Here is a 13,439-nt window from a genome sequence, read left to right on the forward strand (position 1 = left end):
GTTCAAGCAGGTCTTCAGGCCAGTAATGGTCACACGAATCGTGCCGTGTTGGGATCCATCCAGAGCCGCACACCGCGCGACCAGGGGAGATGCTTAACGGTTCAGCCGCCACAGGATTGGTGCAGAATGGCCTGCGCCCAGCCCATGGAGGAACGATGTTCAAGCGTTTGATGCAGAGCCTGACCGGCAAGCCCGCCAGCGCCAAACCACCGCTAGCCGTGTCCCAGCCTGCAGCGCCTCCGGCGGAGGCAGCGCAAGCCCAGCTCATCACCGTGTACGACGCTCACGGCCGGGAACTGCAGGTCACCCGGGCCGACTGGCGCGACAACATGCTGTTGCCCCAGATCAAGGCGATGTGGGACCAGCCCAACGAGCTTTACCAACTCATCCTCAATGCGCTGGACGACGGGTTCGCCGCCGAGGTTGATCCTGCGTCCCAGCGGATGCTGGAGATCGACCCCATCGTTGAACGGGCACATGTCATCCGCGCGATCGTGCTGATGCAGCAGGAACGCTTCGAGCAGGCCGGGCAGGTGCTGCGCGATGCAATCGGCAGGATCGGTGAGACCGCAACGCTCCTTGCCAACCTCGCGAAGGTGCAGGCAGGCCGTGGCGACGAGCATCAGGCCGATGCAACGTTGTGGAAGGCGCTGCAACTGGACCCGAACCAGGACAACGGCCTGGGCTGGTGGCTTGCACGGCAGCGCGAGCGCGGCGGTGAGCCCGCCTACCGGGCAGCACTGGAACAGGCAGCGGCCCTGCCGGGCAGCTGGCGCGCCAGCCTCTATCTGGGGCGGGAAAGCCTTGCGAAACAGGATGTCCCGGCAGCGCTGGACAAGTTCCGCAGCGTTCTCGCCCAGGCAGCGCACAGCACCGATGTGTTGTTGGTCATTTCAGGCGACCTCGGCAATGCCGGCAGGATTGTCGAACTGGTGGACCTCATCGGGCCGTCCTACGACCCGGAAACGCATGGGCCGCAGGTCGGGATGAACCTGGTCCAGGCCTATCTCCATCTTGATCGCCTGGACGAGGGCGAGGCGCTGCTGCATCGCCTGTACGCGCTCAACATTCCGCCGTTCAAGCAGCATCTGGATGCAATGGCCAGCCAGTACGAGGCGCGCCGGGAAGCGGGTGCATCATCGCGGCCGATCGACACGGAAGAACTGCAGATCGCGAACATGCCGTTCGAACTTCCGATCTGGCGTTACGGCCTGCGCGAGCCGCAGTGGCTGTTTGCGAACAAGCCCGACAGTGCGCGCAAGGTGACGTTCCTGATGCTGGGCAAGGTCATGAGCGGCGAAGAGCGCGCGGAACAACAACGGGAAGATGAACTGGGGCGCCTGAGTCGCGCCATTCCGCTGTACCTGGCGGAAAGCGCCTACGAGTGGACATCCCTGCACGCCCACTGCCTGGCCGCAGTGGTCAGGGGTGGCGGGCCGGTGCTGTTCGGTGCGCAGGACGAGGCCGGCGAACGCGAAACCGCGGCGGGGTTCGCGTCCAGTACGGATCTGCTGGTACTCGGTTCCATTGGTGAGGCAGGGAACCTCTGGACGGTCGATCTTGGCATCTGGGATACCGCCCGCGTGGCATTGATCGGGCGCGAAGCGGTGTCGTCGGACAGGGCAGGGTTGGAGGCCGCGATACTGGAGCTGGAAGGCCGGGTGCTTGCACGCCTGGGCGGCGTACAGAGCGCGCCGCACGATGCGATCTACACGCGGCCCACGGCGGAACAGATGCAGCCATATCTGGGCGCGCTTGCGCAGTCACTGACGCTGTCCCTGGTCGCCAACGAGGTCACGCGGAAGCAGGATCTGTGGGGCGAGCGCAACCTGATCGAATGGCCGCTGCGGATGGCACTGCAGTGGCCGGAGCAGGAAGTGTTCAAGGCCCTGTATCTGTCGGGTATCAGCCACGCGGCGCGCTACGGCTCCGAGCTGCTCGGCGAGTTCGAGGGGCGTTCGTTCGCCCTGCTGCACGAGATGGGGCTGGCGAAATCGCCCCTGGTCGACCTTGGACCGCTGCTGCTGCATGCCTTTGGCCGGGCCGACGGGCTGGCAGCGGTGCGAAGGGACACCGCCGATGCCCATCGCCTTGCATGGATTGAACGGGTTGTCGGAGTTGGCTAGATTGGCGGCTCGACAGTAGCTCAACCGGAAGAGACGCTGATGCCATCGCGCCGGGACACAGTGTTGAAAGCCGCATTCGTGGTCGTCACCTGGCTGATCATCGTGGTGGTATCGGCCGAATTCCTGATGGCGGCGTATGCAAAGTACGGGCTTCTGGACAGCCCCGCGTACGGCCGCTTCGTGGATCGCCATGGCTGGCTGTGGCTGCACCTGGCTGGCGGCGTGGTGGCCATCGTGACCGGGCCGATCCAGCTGTTGGCACGCTGGTGGTGGGAGCGTCCCGCACTGCATCGGCGGGTTGGGTATCTCTACTTCGGTGGAGTCCTCACGGCCAGCGCAGCAGCGGCCGGATTGATCGCCACCACCCCGGCTCCGCATTCCATCAAGATTGGTTTTGCCGGTACCGCCCTGGCGTGGTTGACCACGGCGCTGTTGGCCATGAGTGCAATCCGCCGCAGACGTGTGGAGCGGCACAGGACGTGGATGATCCGCAACTACGCGGTGACCTTGGCGCCTGTCCTGTTTCGTTTGATGTTGCCGGTAGCCATTGCTTCAGGCCTGGCGCCAAGCGGAGCGCTCATCTCGTGCCTGCTGTGGGCAAGCTGGCTGTTGCCCCTCGTCATGTTGGAAGCGTTCCGGAGGAGAGAACGCGATCCGCTGAAGCACGATTACATACCTTCCTGAGGTAGTTCATGCCCGCACTTGCCCTGCTGTTTGCCGCTGCCGCCACCGCAAATACCCCGGCGGCACCTGATGCCGCCACCGTAGCCGCTATCGAGGCGACCTGCTTTGACTATGTGGATGGCCAGCTGGAAGCCGATCCCCAGCGGGTAGCGCGGTCATTGCATCCAGACCTGGCCAAGCGGATGGTGCTGGGCGAAACCCCGGACGAGCGGCTTGGCCTGCGCCGCATGAGCAAGGAAGAGCTGGTGGGCCTGACCCGCCAGGGCGCGCTGAAGACGCCCAAGGCAAAGTGGGACCGTACCTGCCGCGTGCTGGACGTTACCGGCAACGCGGCCTCGGTGCGGCTGGAGACGCCCTGGTTCGTGGACTACTTCCACATGGGCCGTTTCGGAGAGCGCTGGATCATCGTCAATGCGCTCTGGTACTCCAAGCCCAGAGCGGCCTCCACGGCACCGGCGGCGAAGTAATCAGGGCGAACACGCCGCGTGATGTGACACCAGATCGGCAAGTCGCCCGCCGTCCGCAACAGCGGCAACATAGCCGTCGGGGCGCACCAGCACCCACTCGTCCGGCCCAAGTCCGTACGCGCGCTGGAAATGCTCATCGCCGTCGCGCAGGTCGCCCTTCGGCCCAATGAGGTGTACGTGCAGGCCGGCGCGCGGCGGCTCAGCGATTCGGTCGGCCGCATGGCCCAGCAGCGTCCAATGGATACCGCGGAGTACCTCGAACAATCGGATGGGTTGCCCGCCCGCGCCCTGCAGCGGTGCATCAGGCGCGCGGTCGCCGGGCTCGATGCGCCCCTCGCGCGATTCGGCCGGCAGCGTAAGCGAAGACGCCCGATACCCCAGGTCGAGCTGCTGCACCTCACGACCACGCCGGTTGTCGCCGCGCTGGGCGTGCTCGAGAAGCCTGGTAGCAAGACCGAGCATTGCCGCCGCAACGGGCCTGCGTTCTTCTTCGTAAGTATCGAGCAGTACCTCTGGCGCGCCTTCCAATACGGACGCCAGCTTCCAGCCCAGGTTGTATGCATCCTGCGCGCTGGTGTTCAGTCCCTGGCCGCCGGTAGGGGGATGGGTATGCGCCGCATCGCCCACCAGGAACACCCGGCCCACGCGATACCGATCTGCCAGGCGTGCGTTCATCTGGTACGCGGAAGCCCACGAGACGCCTTCGACCGTGATGTCATCGCGCCCTGTCCGCGCGTGCATCATCGCGGACAGGCCCTCAACGGACAGGTCCACCGCGCCCTCCAGCGGCACCGGTGCCTGCAACTGGAACAGGTCCGTGCCCATGAGCGGGCACAGCGAGATGCGGCGTGCCATGTCGTGCTCGTTGAAGTTGTGCCACGCATCGCGGGACAGACCCTGCAGCACGATATCGGCGACGACGGCGCGAACGCCCAGGGTCTGGCCCGGGAAAGGAATCGCCAATGACTGGCGCACGAAGCTGCGGCCGCCGTCGGCGCCGATCAGGTAACGGGTTCTGATCGTCTGCTCGCCGCTGGGCGTGGCGATGCGGACGTGGACACCTTCGCCATCCTGATCGAAGCCGAGCAACGTGTGGCTGAATTGCACGGCATGGCCCAGTTCGGCCAAGCGCTCGCGCATGACGGCTTCGGTGAGGAACTGCGGCACCATGAGCGGCTGGCGATAAGGCTCGGCGGGGGTAGCCAGCGCAGCTTCCAGCACCGCGCTGTCGGTGCTGCTGCCATCGGCATTGTGGGTACGCGAAAGGGGGTACGGCCCGCCGGTAGCGAACAAACGGTTGAGGATGCCCATGTCCTCGAACATCTCCTGGCTGCGGGGCTGGATGCCCTTGCCGCGCGAGCCATGGAACGGCTGGTCGCACCGCTCCAGCAGCCTGAAGGACACGCCACGCCGGGCCAGTTCAATGGCCAGGGTCAAACCAGCGGCACCGGCGCCACAGATCACAACATCAGGGGTGTTACCCATCGTTTTCTCCAGGTATGTGTAATATGCACGTATCTGGAGGGGATGCTATGCCTGCGAAAAAGAGAGTGCAAGATACACATATTTCGGCCGAGCTGAAGTCGCTGCACCTGTCCATGGTCAGCCTTGTCAGCGTGATGAACCGCCCGCGCAACGACGAGCGACTCCTGCAGGAAGCGGGGGTAAAGCTGGACCAGGCTCTGTTCCGGCTGCTGGTGGTGATCGAGCGGGTCGGGCCGATCGGGGTGGTCGAATTGGCTGACCGGTTGGGTCGCGACTACACGACCATCAGCCGGCAGGTGGCCAAGCTGGCAACCATGGAACTGATCACCCGCCAGGGCAATCCGCAGGACCGCCGGATCCGCGAGGCCACCATTGCGCCCAAGGGCAAGGAGATGACTGACCGCTTGGACGCCGCGCGCGAGCGGATGGGCAGGGTCATCTTCGAATCATGGGAGCCGCAGGAGGTATCGGACCTGGTGCGGCTGATGGCGAAATTCGCCGATGCAATGGAAGCGGTCGAACGTGGGACACCGGAGTAGAGCCACCGAGGCGCTGGCCAACGCGCACTGGCCGAGGCGATAGGCAGCGGCCAACCGCTTCGTTTCGAATCCGTGCCCGGGGTGCCGGGATTATCTGCTCAGCCCGTTGCAGCAACACACCACTGAATCGCTGCGCGAGCGCTGACCCGACCGCGCGCGATGCCGAGCTTGCAGCCGCACAGGATCAGACCTGCGCCATGCCGCCGTCCACGAACAGCTCGATGCCGTTGACGAAGCTCGCCTGGTCAGAGGCCAGGAATGCCACGGCGTTGGCCACTTCCTGCGGTTCGCCCAGTCGTCCCAGGGGAACCTGCGCTGCCAGGTGGTCGAATAGACCCTGACGGGCGTCGTCGGGCACCAGATCGCCGAGTCCGGGGGTGCGGATCGGCCCCGGGCTGACCACGTTGACCCGGATGCCGCGCTCCTTGAGATCCAGCGCCCAGGAACGGGCGAAGTTGCGCACTGCTGCCTTGCTGGCGCTGTACACGCTGAAGTTGGCCGTGCCCTGGATGGACACGGTGGAGCCGGTGAGGATGATCGATGCCCCATCGACCAGCAGCGGCAGCGCCTTCTGCACGGTGAACAGGACGCCGCGGACGTTGGTGGCGAAGATGCGGTCGAAGTGCTCTTCGGTAATCGCGCCCAGCGGCAGCATGTCGCCGCCACCGGCGTTGGCGTGCAGGATATCCAGCCTGCCAGCCTGCGTGGCGATCCGGGCGTAGACCGTGTCCAGGTCGGTGGGAAGCGCCGCATCAGCGCGAATCCCAGTGGCGGCCGGACCGATCGCGGCGACGGCCGCGTCCAGTTCGGCCTGGCGCCGGCCGGTGATGAAGACAGTGGCGCCCAGCGACGCGAGGTGGCGGGCGCTGGCCAGGCCGATGCCCGAGGTGCCGCCGGTGACGAGGGCGATCTTACCGGTAAGGAAGGCGGTGCTCATGATGTTCTCCGTTGGACGAGCGGGAGGATTCCCGCCGCTGTTGGGAGAACGATAGGCTTGGCCGATTGGTGGATAAAGATGGATTAATGATAATCACTATGCATGTAAGTGCATAATGGGCGAATGAACCAACTTTCCGCCATCCGTGCCTTTGCCCGGGTCGTCGAAGCGGGCAGCTTCATCCGCGCCGCCGAGTCCCTCGACATGCCCACCGCCACCCTCAGCAAGCTGGTGCGCGAGCTGGAAGCGCATCTGGGCGTACGCCTGCTGCAGCGGACCACGCGGCGGGTATCGGTCACGGCCGAGGGCCAGGACTACTACGAGAAGGCAGGTCGTCTGCTGCGTGACCTGGAGGATATCGATGCGTCGTTCAGTGCCGCGCGGGGCACGCCGCGGGGACTGTTGCGCGTGGACGTTGGCGGGTCGACCGCACGCGACGTGCTGGTGCCCGCGCTGCCGGCGTTCATGGCGCGGTACCCGGATATCCGCATCGAGCTGGGCGTCTCCGACCGGCCGGTGAACCTGATTGGTGAGAACGCCGACTGCGTGATCCGCGGCGGGCCATTGGACGATTCATCGCTGGTTGCGCGCCATGTTGGCGATGCCACCTTGATCACCTGCGCCAGCCCGGGCTACCTGAAAGCGCATGGCGTTCCGGCCTACCCCGAAGAACTTCGCAACGGGCACCGGCTGGTGAGCTACGTGCTCAGCTCCACCGGGCGCGCCGTGCCGTTCCGCTTCCGGGGTGATGCGGGAAGTGTGGAGATCAAGGGCGGGCACCGTCTTGGCATCAATGAAAGCAACGCCCACCTGGCCGCGGCGATTGCGGGCTTGGGGCTGGTCCAGACCTTCAGCTATGCCGCCGCGCCTGCACTGGCCAGCGGTGCACTGGTGGAAGTGCTGCGGGCCTGGCGGCCGGCGCTGTATCCGTTCCACGTTGTGTATCCGCATAACCGGCACGTGACCCACCGCCTGCGGGTGTTCATCGACTGGCTGGCGGAAATGATGCCCGGGCTGCTGGCAGCCGGTTTCCAGGAACTCGACACCGACGCGCGGGTGGAGAAGCCGGCGACCACGGGTCGTTACAGGGTGCGGGCGTGAGCACACAGCGCCATACAGTTGCGAGGTGCTTGATCGCGGCGGCTTCTTACAGTGGCGGTGTATTGCGCACTTTTGTTGGCGGTATTGGTTCAGACATGCTTACTCTGGATACTCAGGCCGCGACGACCACAGGCGCATTGACCTTCCCACCATCCGGGCAGACCCCCCGGGCAACGAGGCAACCATGGCAGACCCCTACAACAGCGCCGCACGCCCGCCGACCGGGCCGCGTCTTGATGATTCGATGGTGACCACCGCATTCGAGTTGCCCGGGTTCCGGATCACGCGCAACCTGGGAGTGGTGCGCGGCATCACCGTGCGCTCGCGCTCCATCGTCGGCAACTTCCTGGGCGGTATCCAGACCTTGTTCGGCGGCAACATCACCATCTATACCGAGCTGTGCGAGCAGGCGCGCGAGGAGACCTATCGCGATATGGCCAAGCATGCACGGATGCTGGGGGCCAACGCGATCATCGGCATGCGCTACGACGCGACCGACATCATGACCGGGCTGACCGAGGTGCTGTGCTATGGCACTGCCGTCGTGGTGGAGCCGTTGCGGTGATTCGCTAAAGGGCGATACGCGGTTTGTATCGTGGACTGCTGCAGGTGGTATTGGCGCTGGGTGTGCTGTCAGCACGATCCTGTGCGGATGCAGACGCACGACGAAGTTACATTTGAAGGGCAGGTTGGGCTGGTCACCGGTGCAGCCAGTGGACTGGGCCTGGCCTACAGCCGGCTGCTGGCCTCGCGCGGTGCGCGGGTTGTCATGCATGACGTGGGCGCCGGGCTGGATGGAAGCGGGCAGGACCCGGGGCGGATCGATGCGACGGTGGCGCTGCTGCGCGGTACCGGGCTGCAAGTGCATGCCGCGCACGCGGCGATCGATCAGCGCGACGGTTGCCGCTCGCTGGTCGCCGACATCGTCGCACGTTATGGCCGGATCGACTTCATCATCCACAACGCGGGGTGGGTGGAGTACCAGCAGATCGATGCGCTGGAGGAAGACCGCTTCGACCGCATGATGACCATCGCGGCCAAGGCGCCGCTGTGGCTGGCCGAGGCGGCGTGGCCGTCGATGCAGGCACGCCACCATGGCCGCATCGTGCTGACCACCTCCGACCGCGCGCTGTATCCGCAGTACGTGCAGAAGGGCCTGGCTGCGTATGCGGCTGCGAAGATGGCAGCGGTGGGTATCGTCAACGTGCTGGCCGCTGAAGGCGCACCGCACAACATCCTGGTCAACGCCATCTCGCCGGTGGCCAAGACACGCATGTGGGGCGTGGAGGGCGAGCCCGATGAGCTGCACCCGGATGCCGTGGCGCCGGGCGTTGCCTTCCTTGCATCAACGGCCTGCCGCGATGGCGGCTGGATCCTGCGTGCCAGCAACGGCCAGTTCCACGCAACCCGCAGCGTAGAGGCCGACGATGTGGCCTACCCGCGGGACCTGCGCGCCACGTCCGCCGACAGCATCGAAGACATCGCCGCGCAATGGTCGCGCATCGCGCAGCCCACGGTGGAACCACGCAGGTAGTCAGCGGCACGGCATACTGGCGGGGTTTCCGTCCAGCGCATGCATGCCCATGGTTGATCTCCGCCTGCTTCGCCAGTTCGTTGCTGTTGCTGAAGAGCTGCACTTCCACCGCGCTGCCGCGCGCCTGCACATGTCGCAGCCACCGCTGACAGCGGCCATCCGCAAGCTCGAAGACGAGATCGGCAGCGAGCTCATTCAGCGCGGCAACCGTACCCTTGGGCTCACCGCCGCAGGGGCGGTGCTGCTGGCCGAGGCACGCCTGCTGCTGCAGCAGGCCGACCATGCGCTGGTCGCCACTCGCGATGCGGCTGCAGGGCGCACCGGTACCGTGCGGCTGGGCTATGTGGGCAGCGCGCTGTACGGGCGGCTGCCCGGGGTGATCCGCAGCTTCCGCCAGAGCAGCCCGGACGTTCGCCTGGAGTTGATCGAAGCTACCTCCGCACGCCAGATCCAGATGCTGCGCGAACAGCGGATCGACGTGGGCGTGGTGATTCCACCGGTGTTCGAAGCCGACGACATGCGGCTGCAGGCATTCGACAGCGACCGGCTGGCGATCGCGCTGCCGCGCGCGCACCCGCTCGCAGAGCAGGCGCATCTCACGGTGGCGATGCTGGCCGACGAACCGTTCGTGCTGTGGCCGGCGCGCGAGGGCAGGGGCTTCCATTCGCAGGTCGTGCGCCTGTGCGCGGCCGCAGGATTCACACCGCGGGTGGTTCAGGAAGCGCACGGCATGCACGCGGTGCTGTCACTGGTGGCGGTGGAGGCGGGCATCTCGGTGGTGCCCGCCAGCATGGCCGGGTTCCGCAGTGCGGAAGTCGCCTATCACCCGTTGGCGGGGGGCGAGGCCACGTTCGAGCTGCAGCTGTGCCTGCGCGCAGATGAAGCATCGCCGGCGGCACTCAACTTCGCCCGCCACGGGGCCGGGGGCCGACCGGGCAATGCCGACCGGTAGTGCCGACCGTTGGTCGGCACCGCGAGCCCGGATCACCCCGTCACCGGGTGCGTTTCACCCAGGCGCGCACTACCAGGCCGATCAATGCGGCAAAGACCACCCATGACACCACGTCGAACACGCCATCGCCAACCAGCGCGCTGACCAGACCCAGAAGGCTTGCCGCGGCGATCCACGCGGGCGCCGTGAACGGGCTTCCATTGGGCGCAGGCGTCCGGCTCATGCAGCACCCCCGGTTTTTTCAGCGCGCTCGATCTCGGTTACCCGCGCTTCGGTACTGCCGCGCTTGAACCACAGGTACAGGCCGCTGACCAGTACCGCGATGGTGAGCAGGTCCAGCAGCGCCCACAGGATCTTCAGCGGCAGCTTGCCGTAGTCGCCGAAGTGCAGTGGCTGGCTGAGCAGCAGCACGCTCATGTAGGTGGGCAGCTGCGGCTGGGCGGTGAGTTCACCGGTGGCCGCATCGATCAGCACCGGGCGGTACAGGCGTTCGGTGAGCGGGGTGTTGCCCTGCATGAACACGCCATAGTGATGGTCGCCGCTGTAGCCGGTACCCGGGAAGCTGACGAAGGCAGGCCGCATGCCGGGCTCGGCAGCGCGTGCGGTGTCTACGGCGGCCTGCAGCGAGGCCAGCGTGGTCGGGCGCGGCTTGTCTGCGTAACGCGCGGCGAACTCGCCCAGCTGCTGGCTCTGCCAGGCGGTTTCCAGTGGCTTCGCGATCGTGTTGATGGCGCCGGTGATGCCCACCACCAACGCCCAGCCCAGGGTGACCACGCCGATCACGTTGTGCAGGTCCAGCCAGGCCAGCCGGCGGCTGCGCCCGGTGCGCAGGGTGCCGAAACGCTGGCGGCGCATGAAGGGGCCGTACAGCACCAGGCCGGAGATGATCGCCACGGCGAACAGCAGGCCCATCGCGCCCATGAACAGCATGCCGGGCAGGCCGAGGAACAGGTCGGTGTGCAGCCGGTACAGGAAGTACATCACCCCTTCGTTGAACTGCGGCGCGGGCAACACCTCACCGCTGCTGGCATCGAGCAGTGCGGTCTTCATCTGCGGCGGCGGCGTGGCCGGCTCGGTGCCGGTGTTGACGTACACCGTGTGGCCGTCCCAATCCCAACCCACGAACAGCGGCACGTTGCCCGGGTACTGCGCCACGGCGGTGCGCACCTGTTCATCCAGGTTGCGATGCGCGGCCTGCGGCTGCGGGTTGTCCACGTGCGGTTCGCTGAGGTGGGCGATTTCCTCGCCGAACACCAGCGGCAGACCGGTCACGCACAACAGCAGCAGGAACAGGGTGCAGACCAGGCTGGTCCACTTGTGGACCAGGAACCAGGCTTTGATGGTGGAACGTTGCATTGAATTCTCTGGCGGCGGCTGGAGAGGGTACGGACACGGTAGTGCCGGGCCACGCCCGGCACACCGTCAGAACCGGTACGAAATCGTTCCGGTCACCGTGCGCGGGTTGCCGGTGAAGCAGTCACCGAAATTTCGGCACGGAGCGAAGTACTTCTTGTCGCCCAGGTTGGTGATGTTCAGCGCCATCGTCCAGTCGGTGACCTGCACTTCGGCCAGCGCGTCCACCAGCGTGTAGCTGGGCGTGCGGATGAAACCGCCGTAGCCCAGCGACTGGGTGTTGCCCACGTAACGGCCACCAACGCCCAGTCGCAGGCGCGCGTCGTCGACCAGCTGGAAGGCCTTGCCCAGCCATACCGAGGCAAGCTCCTGCGGGGTGTCGTTGAGGCGCTGGTTCACTTCCATGGCGAAGTTGCTCTTGGTCACTTCGGCCTTGTTGCGCGAGTACGCCGCGGTGAGGGTGATGTCGTGCGCGAACTGGAACTGGCCCTCGACTTCCACGCCCTTCGATTCGATCTCACCGGTCTGGATCACGTTCAAGACGTTGTCCGGATCGTTGGTCTGGCGGTTGGTTTCGGTGATGCGATAGGCGGCCAGGGTGACCAGCATGTTCGACGCCGGCTGCCACTTGATGCCGCCTTCCCACTGGTCGCCCTGCATCGGCTTGAACGCACGGCCGTACAGATCCTGGCCGGTCACCGGCAGGAACGACTCGCTGTAGCTGATGTACGGCGACACGCCCGCGCCGACCTCGCCGATCAGGCCGGCGCGGTAGGTGGTGGCGTTGTCGGTCTGGCTGGGCAGGCCTTCGGTCTTGCTGCGCGCGTGGTCGCGGCGTGCGCCCAGCACCAGCGAGACGCGGTCGGCCCAGCGGATCTGGTCCTGCAGGTACACGCCCAGCTGGGTGGTCTGCTGGTCGGGCAGGCGGTCCCAGCCGTTGATGGTCACGCCGGTAGAAATCGGGTTGTAGATGTCGATCGGGGTCGGGGTGGCATCCAGGTTCCAGGACTTCTCGCGGTAATCGCTGTAGTCCACGCCAGCCAGCAGCAGGTGCTGGAAGGCGCCGGTGGCGAAGTCGAACTGCACCGCGTTGTCGCTGGTCAGCGAACGCACGTCCGGGCGCACGCCGTAGGCATTGCGGTTGAGCACGCGCTTGTCGGCATCGATGAACGGGTCCAGCGGATTGGAGTAGGTGTCCGGGTACAGTTCGCGGAATTCGGTCTTGCCATCCAGGTAGCGCACGGCCGAGCGCAGGCTGATGCTGTCGCTGAAGCTGTGGTCGAGCAGGGCGGTCACGCTGTACACGCGCGAATCGAGTTTGTCGAAATCGCGGTCGCCCAGGAACGTCGACGGATCCAGGCGCGGCGAACCGGCCGGTGCGTTGAGGGTCGCCACCACGGGCAGGAACTGCTGGCTCGAGGCGGTCTTGTCGTGCTGGTAGCTGGCCAGCACGGTGAGGGTGCTGCGCTCGCCCTGCCAGCTGATCGACGGCGCGAGGTACACGCGGTCGTCGTCGATGCTGTCAGTCTGCATGCCGGATTCGCGCACGAGGCCGACGAAGCGACCGGCCAGGGTGCCGGCGTCGTTCAGGGTGCCGGCCACGTCGCCCTGGAACTGTTTGCGGTCGAAGTTGCCCAGCTGCAGGGCCACTTCGCCGCCGAGGTCGCCGAAGGTCGGGCGCTTGGTGATGGCATTGATGATGCCGCCGGTGGCGCCGGCGCCGTACAGCACCGACGAGGGGCCGCGCAGCACTTCCACCCGCTCCAGGCCGTACACCTCGGTGCGTGCCAGCGGATTGAAGCCGTAGCTGCGGCGCAGGCCGTCCAGGTATTGCACCGGGTCCAGGCCGCGCACGGTGCTGCCGTCGCTGCGGGTATCCAGGCCGTAGGCATCGGCGGTCACGCCCGCGCTGTAGCGCAGGGTTTCCTGCAGGTTGCGAGCGCCGCGGTCGGTGAACAGCTCGCGGGTCACCACGCTGATCGCCTGCGGGGTCTGGGTGAGCGGGGTATCGGTCTTGGTGGCGGTACTCGCGCGGTCGGCGACCACGCTGACCGCGTCCAGGGTACGGGCGGCGCTGCCGTCCTGGGCATGGGCCATCGCCGACGCCAGCAGGGTGGGAACCAGCAGGAGCATGGGCGAGCGGCTGGACAGGGCAGGCATGACGGGGATCCCAGGGAGCAAGGGCCCGGATTATCGGGAGGTGAGGATGCGAACGCAAATGAATCTCAGATACAAGCCTATGGGGCGCGGTTTTCATCCGT

Annotated in this window: 13 protein-coding genes; 8 read left to right on the plus strand and 5 right to left on the minus strand. The window is 66.2% G+C overall.

Going from position 1 to position 13,439, the window contains the following annotated elements; translation table 11 throughout:
* Window positions 1-119: 119 nt before the first annotated feature.
* The 3 genes from ACQG3P_RS02320 to ACQG3P_RS02330 all read left to right on the plus strand — a co-directional run bounded on the left by ACQG3P_RS02320 (window position 120) and on the right by ACQG3P_RS02330 (window position 3,277).
* Window positions 120-2,126, plus strand: coding sequence for a tetratricopeptide repeat protein (locus ACQG3P_RS02320; protein ID WP_426804081.1), 2,007 nt, complete (start codon window positions 120-122; stop codon window positions 2,124-2,126).
* Between the two features lie 78 nt (window positions 2,127-2,204).
* Window positions 2,205-2,810 carry a DUF2306 domain-containing protein gene (locus ACQG3P_RS02325; protein ID WP_426804082.1) on the plus strand — a complete coding sequence of 202 codons (606 nt, stop codon included), beginning with the start codon at window positions 2,205-2,207 and terminating at the stop codon, window positions 2,808-2,810.
* Window positions 2,811-2,818: 8 nt separating this feature from the next.
* Window positions 2,819-3,277, plus strand: a complete 459-nt coding sequence (locus ACQG3P_RS02330) for a nuclear transport factor 2 family protein (RefSeq protein ID WP_426804083.1) — start codon at window positions 2,819-2,821, stop codon at window positions 3,275-3,277.
* Here the strand turns inward: ACQG3P_RS02330 and ACQG3P_RS02335 are convergent, their stop codons facing one another.
* Complete coding sequence (locus tag ACQG3P_RS02335) at window positions 3,278-4,762, minus strand: FAD-dependent oxidoreductase (RefSeq protein ID WP_426804084.1); 1,485 nt, start codon at window positions 4,760-4,762, stop codon at window positions 3,278-3,280.
* A gap of 47 nt (window positions 4,763-4,809) precedes the next feature.
* Between ACQG3P_RS02335 and ACQG3P_RS02340 the strand changes: the two genes are divergently transcribed.
* Window positions 4,810-5,301, plus strand: a complete 492-nt coding sequence (locus ACQG3P_RS02340) for a MarR family winged helix-turn-helix transcriptional regulator (protein WP_093533308.1) — start codon at window positions 4,810-4,812, stop codon at window positions 5,299-5,301.
* Window positions 5,302-5,485: 184 nt separating this feature from the next.
* Here the strand turns inward: ACQG3P_RS02340 and ACQG3P_RS02345 are convergent, their stop codons facing one another.
* Complete coding sequence (locus ACQG3P_RS02345; protein ID WP_093533309.1) at window positions 5,486-6,238, minus strand: SDR family NAD(P)-dependent oxidoreductase; 753 nt, start codon at window positions 6,236-6,238, stop codon at window positions 5,486-5,488.
* 123 nt (window positions 6,239-6,361) lie between these two features.
* Here ACQG3P_RS02345 and ACQG3P_RS02350 point away from each other — a divergent pair, with 123 nt between their 5' ends.
* The 4 genes from ACQG3P_RS02350 to ACQG3P_RS02365 all read left to right on the plus strand — a co-directional run bounded on the left by ACQG3P_RS02350 (window position 6,362) and on the right by ACQG3P_RS02365 (window position 9,825).
* Entirely contained in the window at window positions 6,362-7,339 is a 978-nt protein-coding gene (locus tag ACQG3P_RS02350) for a LysR family transcriptional regulator (protein ID WP_083214073.1), read from the plus strand.
* A gap of 184 nt (window positions 7,340-7,523) precedes the next feature.
* Window positions 7,524-7,904 (plus strand): YbjQ family protein, encoded by a 381-nt coding sequence (locus ACQG3P_RS02355; protein ID WP_095363712.1) that lies wholly within the window; start codon window positions 7,524-7,526, stop codon window positions 7,902-7,904.
* Window positions 7,905-7,991: 87 nt separating this feature from the next.
* Window positions 7,992-8,873 carry an SDR family NAD(P)-dependent oxidoreductase gene (locus ACQG3P_RS02360; RefSeq protein WP_426804085.1) on the plus strand — a complete coding sequence of 294 codons (882 nt, stop codon included), beginning with the start codon at window positions 7,992-7,994 and terminating at the stop codon, window positions 8,871-8,873.
* Window positions 8,874-8,922: 49 nt separating this feature from the next.
* Window positions 8,923-9,825: a LysR substrate-binding domain-containing protein gene (locus ACQG3P_RS02365; protein WP_426804086.1), complete on the plus strand. Its 903-nt coding sequence runs from the start codon at window positions 8,923-8,925 to the stop codon at window positions 9,823-9,825.
* Window positions 9,826-9,865: 40 nt separating this feature from the next.
* On the opposite strand, the gene ACQG3P_RS02370 is transcribed toward ACQG3P_RS02365, so the two are convergent.
* From ACQG3P_RS02370 to ACQG3P_RS02380, 3 genes are all read right to left on the minus strand, one after another.
* A complete protein-coding gene (locus ACQG3P_RS02370; RefSeq protein ID WP_068849717.1) occupies window positions 9,866-10,048 on the minus strand; it encodes a hypothetical protein in 183 nt (60 codons plus the stop codon).
* Window positions 10,045-11,181, minus strand: a complete 1,137-nt coding sequence (locus ACQG3P_RS02375) for a PepSY-associated TM helix domain-containing protein (RefSeq protein ID WP_426804087.1) — start codon at window positions 11,179-11,181, stop codon at window positions 10,045-10,047. Before ACQG3P_RS02375 ends, ACQG3P_RS02370 begins: the two co-directional genes overlap by 4 nt.
* A 66-nt stretch (window positions 11,182-11,247) precedes the next feature.
* Entirely contained in the window at window positions 11,248-13,338 is a 2,091-nt protein-coding gene (locus ACQG3P_RS02380) for a TonB-dependent siderophore receptor (RefSeq protein WP_426804088.1), read from the minus strand.
* Window positions 13,339-13,439 lie beyond the last annotated feature (101 nt).

Origin of the sequence: Stenotrophomonas sp. SrG, from assembly GCF_050031795.1 — a bacterium.
Classification (GTDB): domain Bacteria; phylum Pseudomonadota; class Gammaproteobacteria; order Xanthomonadales; family Xanthomonadaceae; genus Stenotrophomonas; species Stenotrophomonas rhizophila_A.

Coding starts and splice junctions, on each gene's coding strand:
- ACQG3P_RS02345 (WP_093533309.1), bottom strand. CDS start 6,238: ATGAGCACCGCCTTCCTTACCGGTAAGATCGCCCTCGTCACCGGCGGC.
- ACQG3P_RS02365 (WP_426804086.1), top strand. CDS start 8,923: ATGGTTGATCTCCGCCTGCTTCGCCAGTTCGTTGCTGTTGCTGAAGAG.
- ACQG3P_RS02380 (WP_426804088.1), bottom strand. CDS start 13,338: ATGCCTGCCCTGTCCAGCCGCTCGCCCATGCTCCTGCTGGTTCCCACC.
- ACQG3P_RS02335 (WP_426804084.1), bottom strand. CDS start 4,762: ATGGGTAACACCCCTGATGTTGTGATCTGTGGCGCCGGTGCCGCTGGT.
- ACQG3P_RS02375 (WP_426804087.1), bottom strand. CDS start 11,181: ATGCAACGTTCCACCATCAAAGCCTGGTTCCTGGTCCACAAGTGGACC.
- ACQG3P_RS02350 (WP_083214073.1), top strand. CDS start 6,362: ATGAACCAACTTTCCGCCATCCGTGCCTTTGCCCGGGTCGTCGAAGCG.
- ACQG3P_RS02330 (WP_426804083.1), top strand. CDS start 2,819: ATGCCCGCACTTGCCCTGCTGTTTGCCGCTGCCGCCACCGCAAATACC.
- ACQG3P_RS02355 (WP_095363712.1), top strand. CDS start 7,524: ATGGCAGACCCCTACAACAGCGCCGCACGCCCGCCGACCGGGCCGCGT.
- ACQG3P_RS02370 (WP_068849717.1), bottom strand. CDS start 10,048: ATGAGCCGGACGCCTGCGCCCAATGGAAGCCCGTTCACGGCGCCCGCG.
- ACQG3P_RS02340 (WP_093533308.1), top strand. CDS start 4,810: ATGCCTGCGAAAAAGAGAGTGCAAGATACACATATTTCGGCCGAGCTG.
- ACQG3P_RS02360 (WP_426804085.1), top strand. CDS start 7,992: ATGCAGACGCACGACGAAGTTACATTTGAAGGGCAGGTTGGGCTGGTC.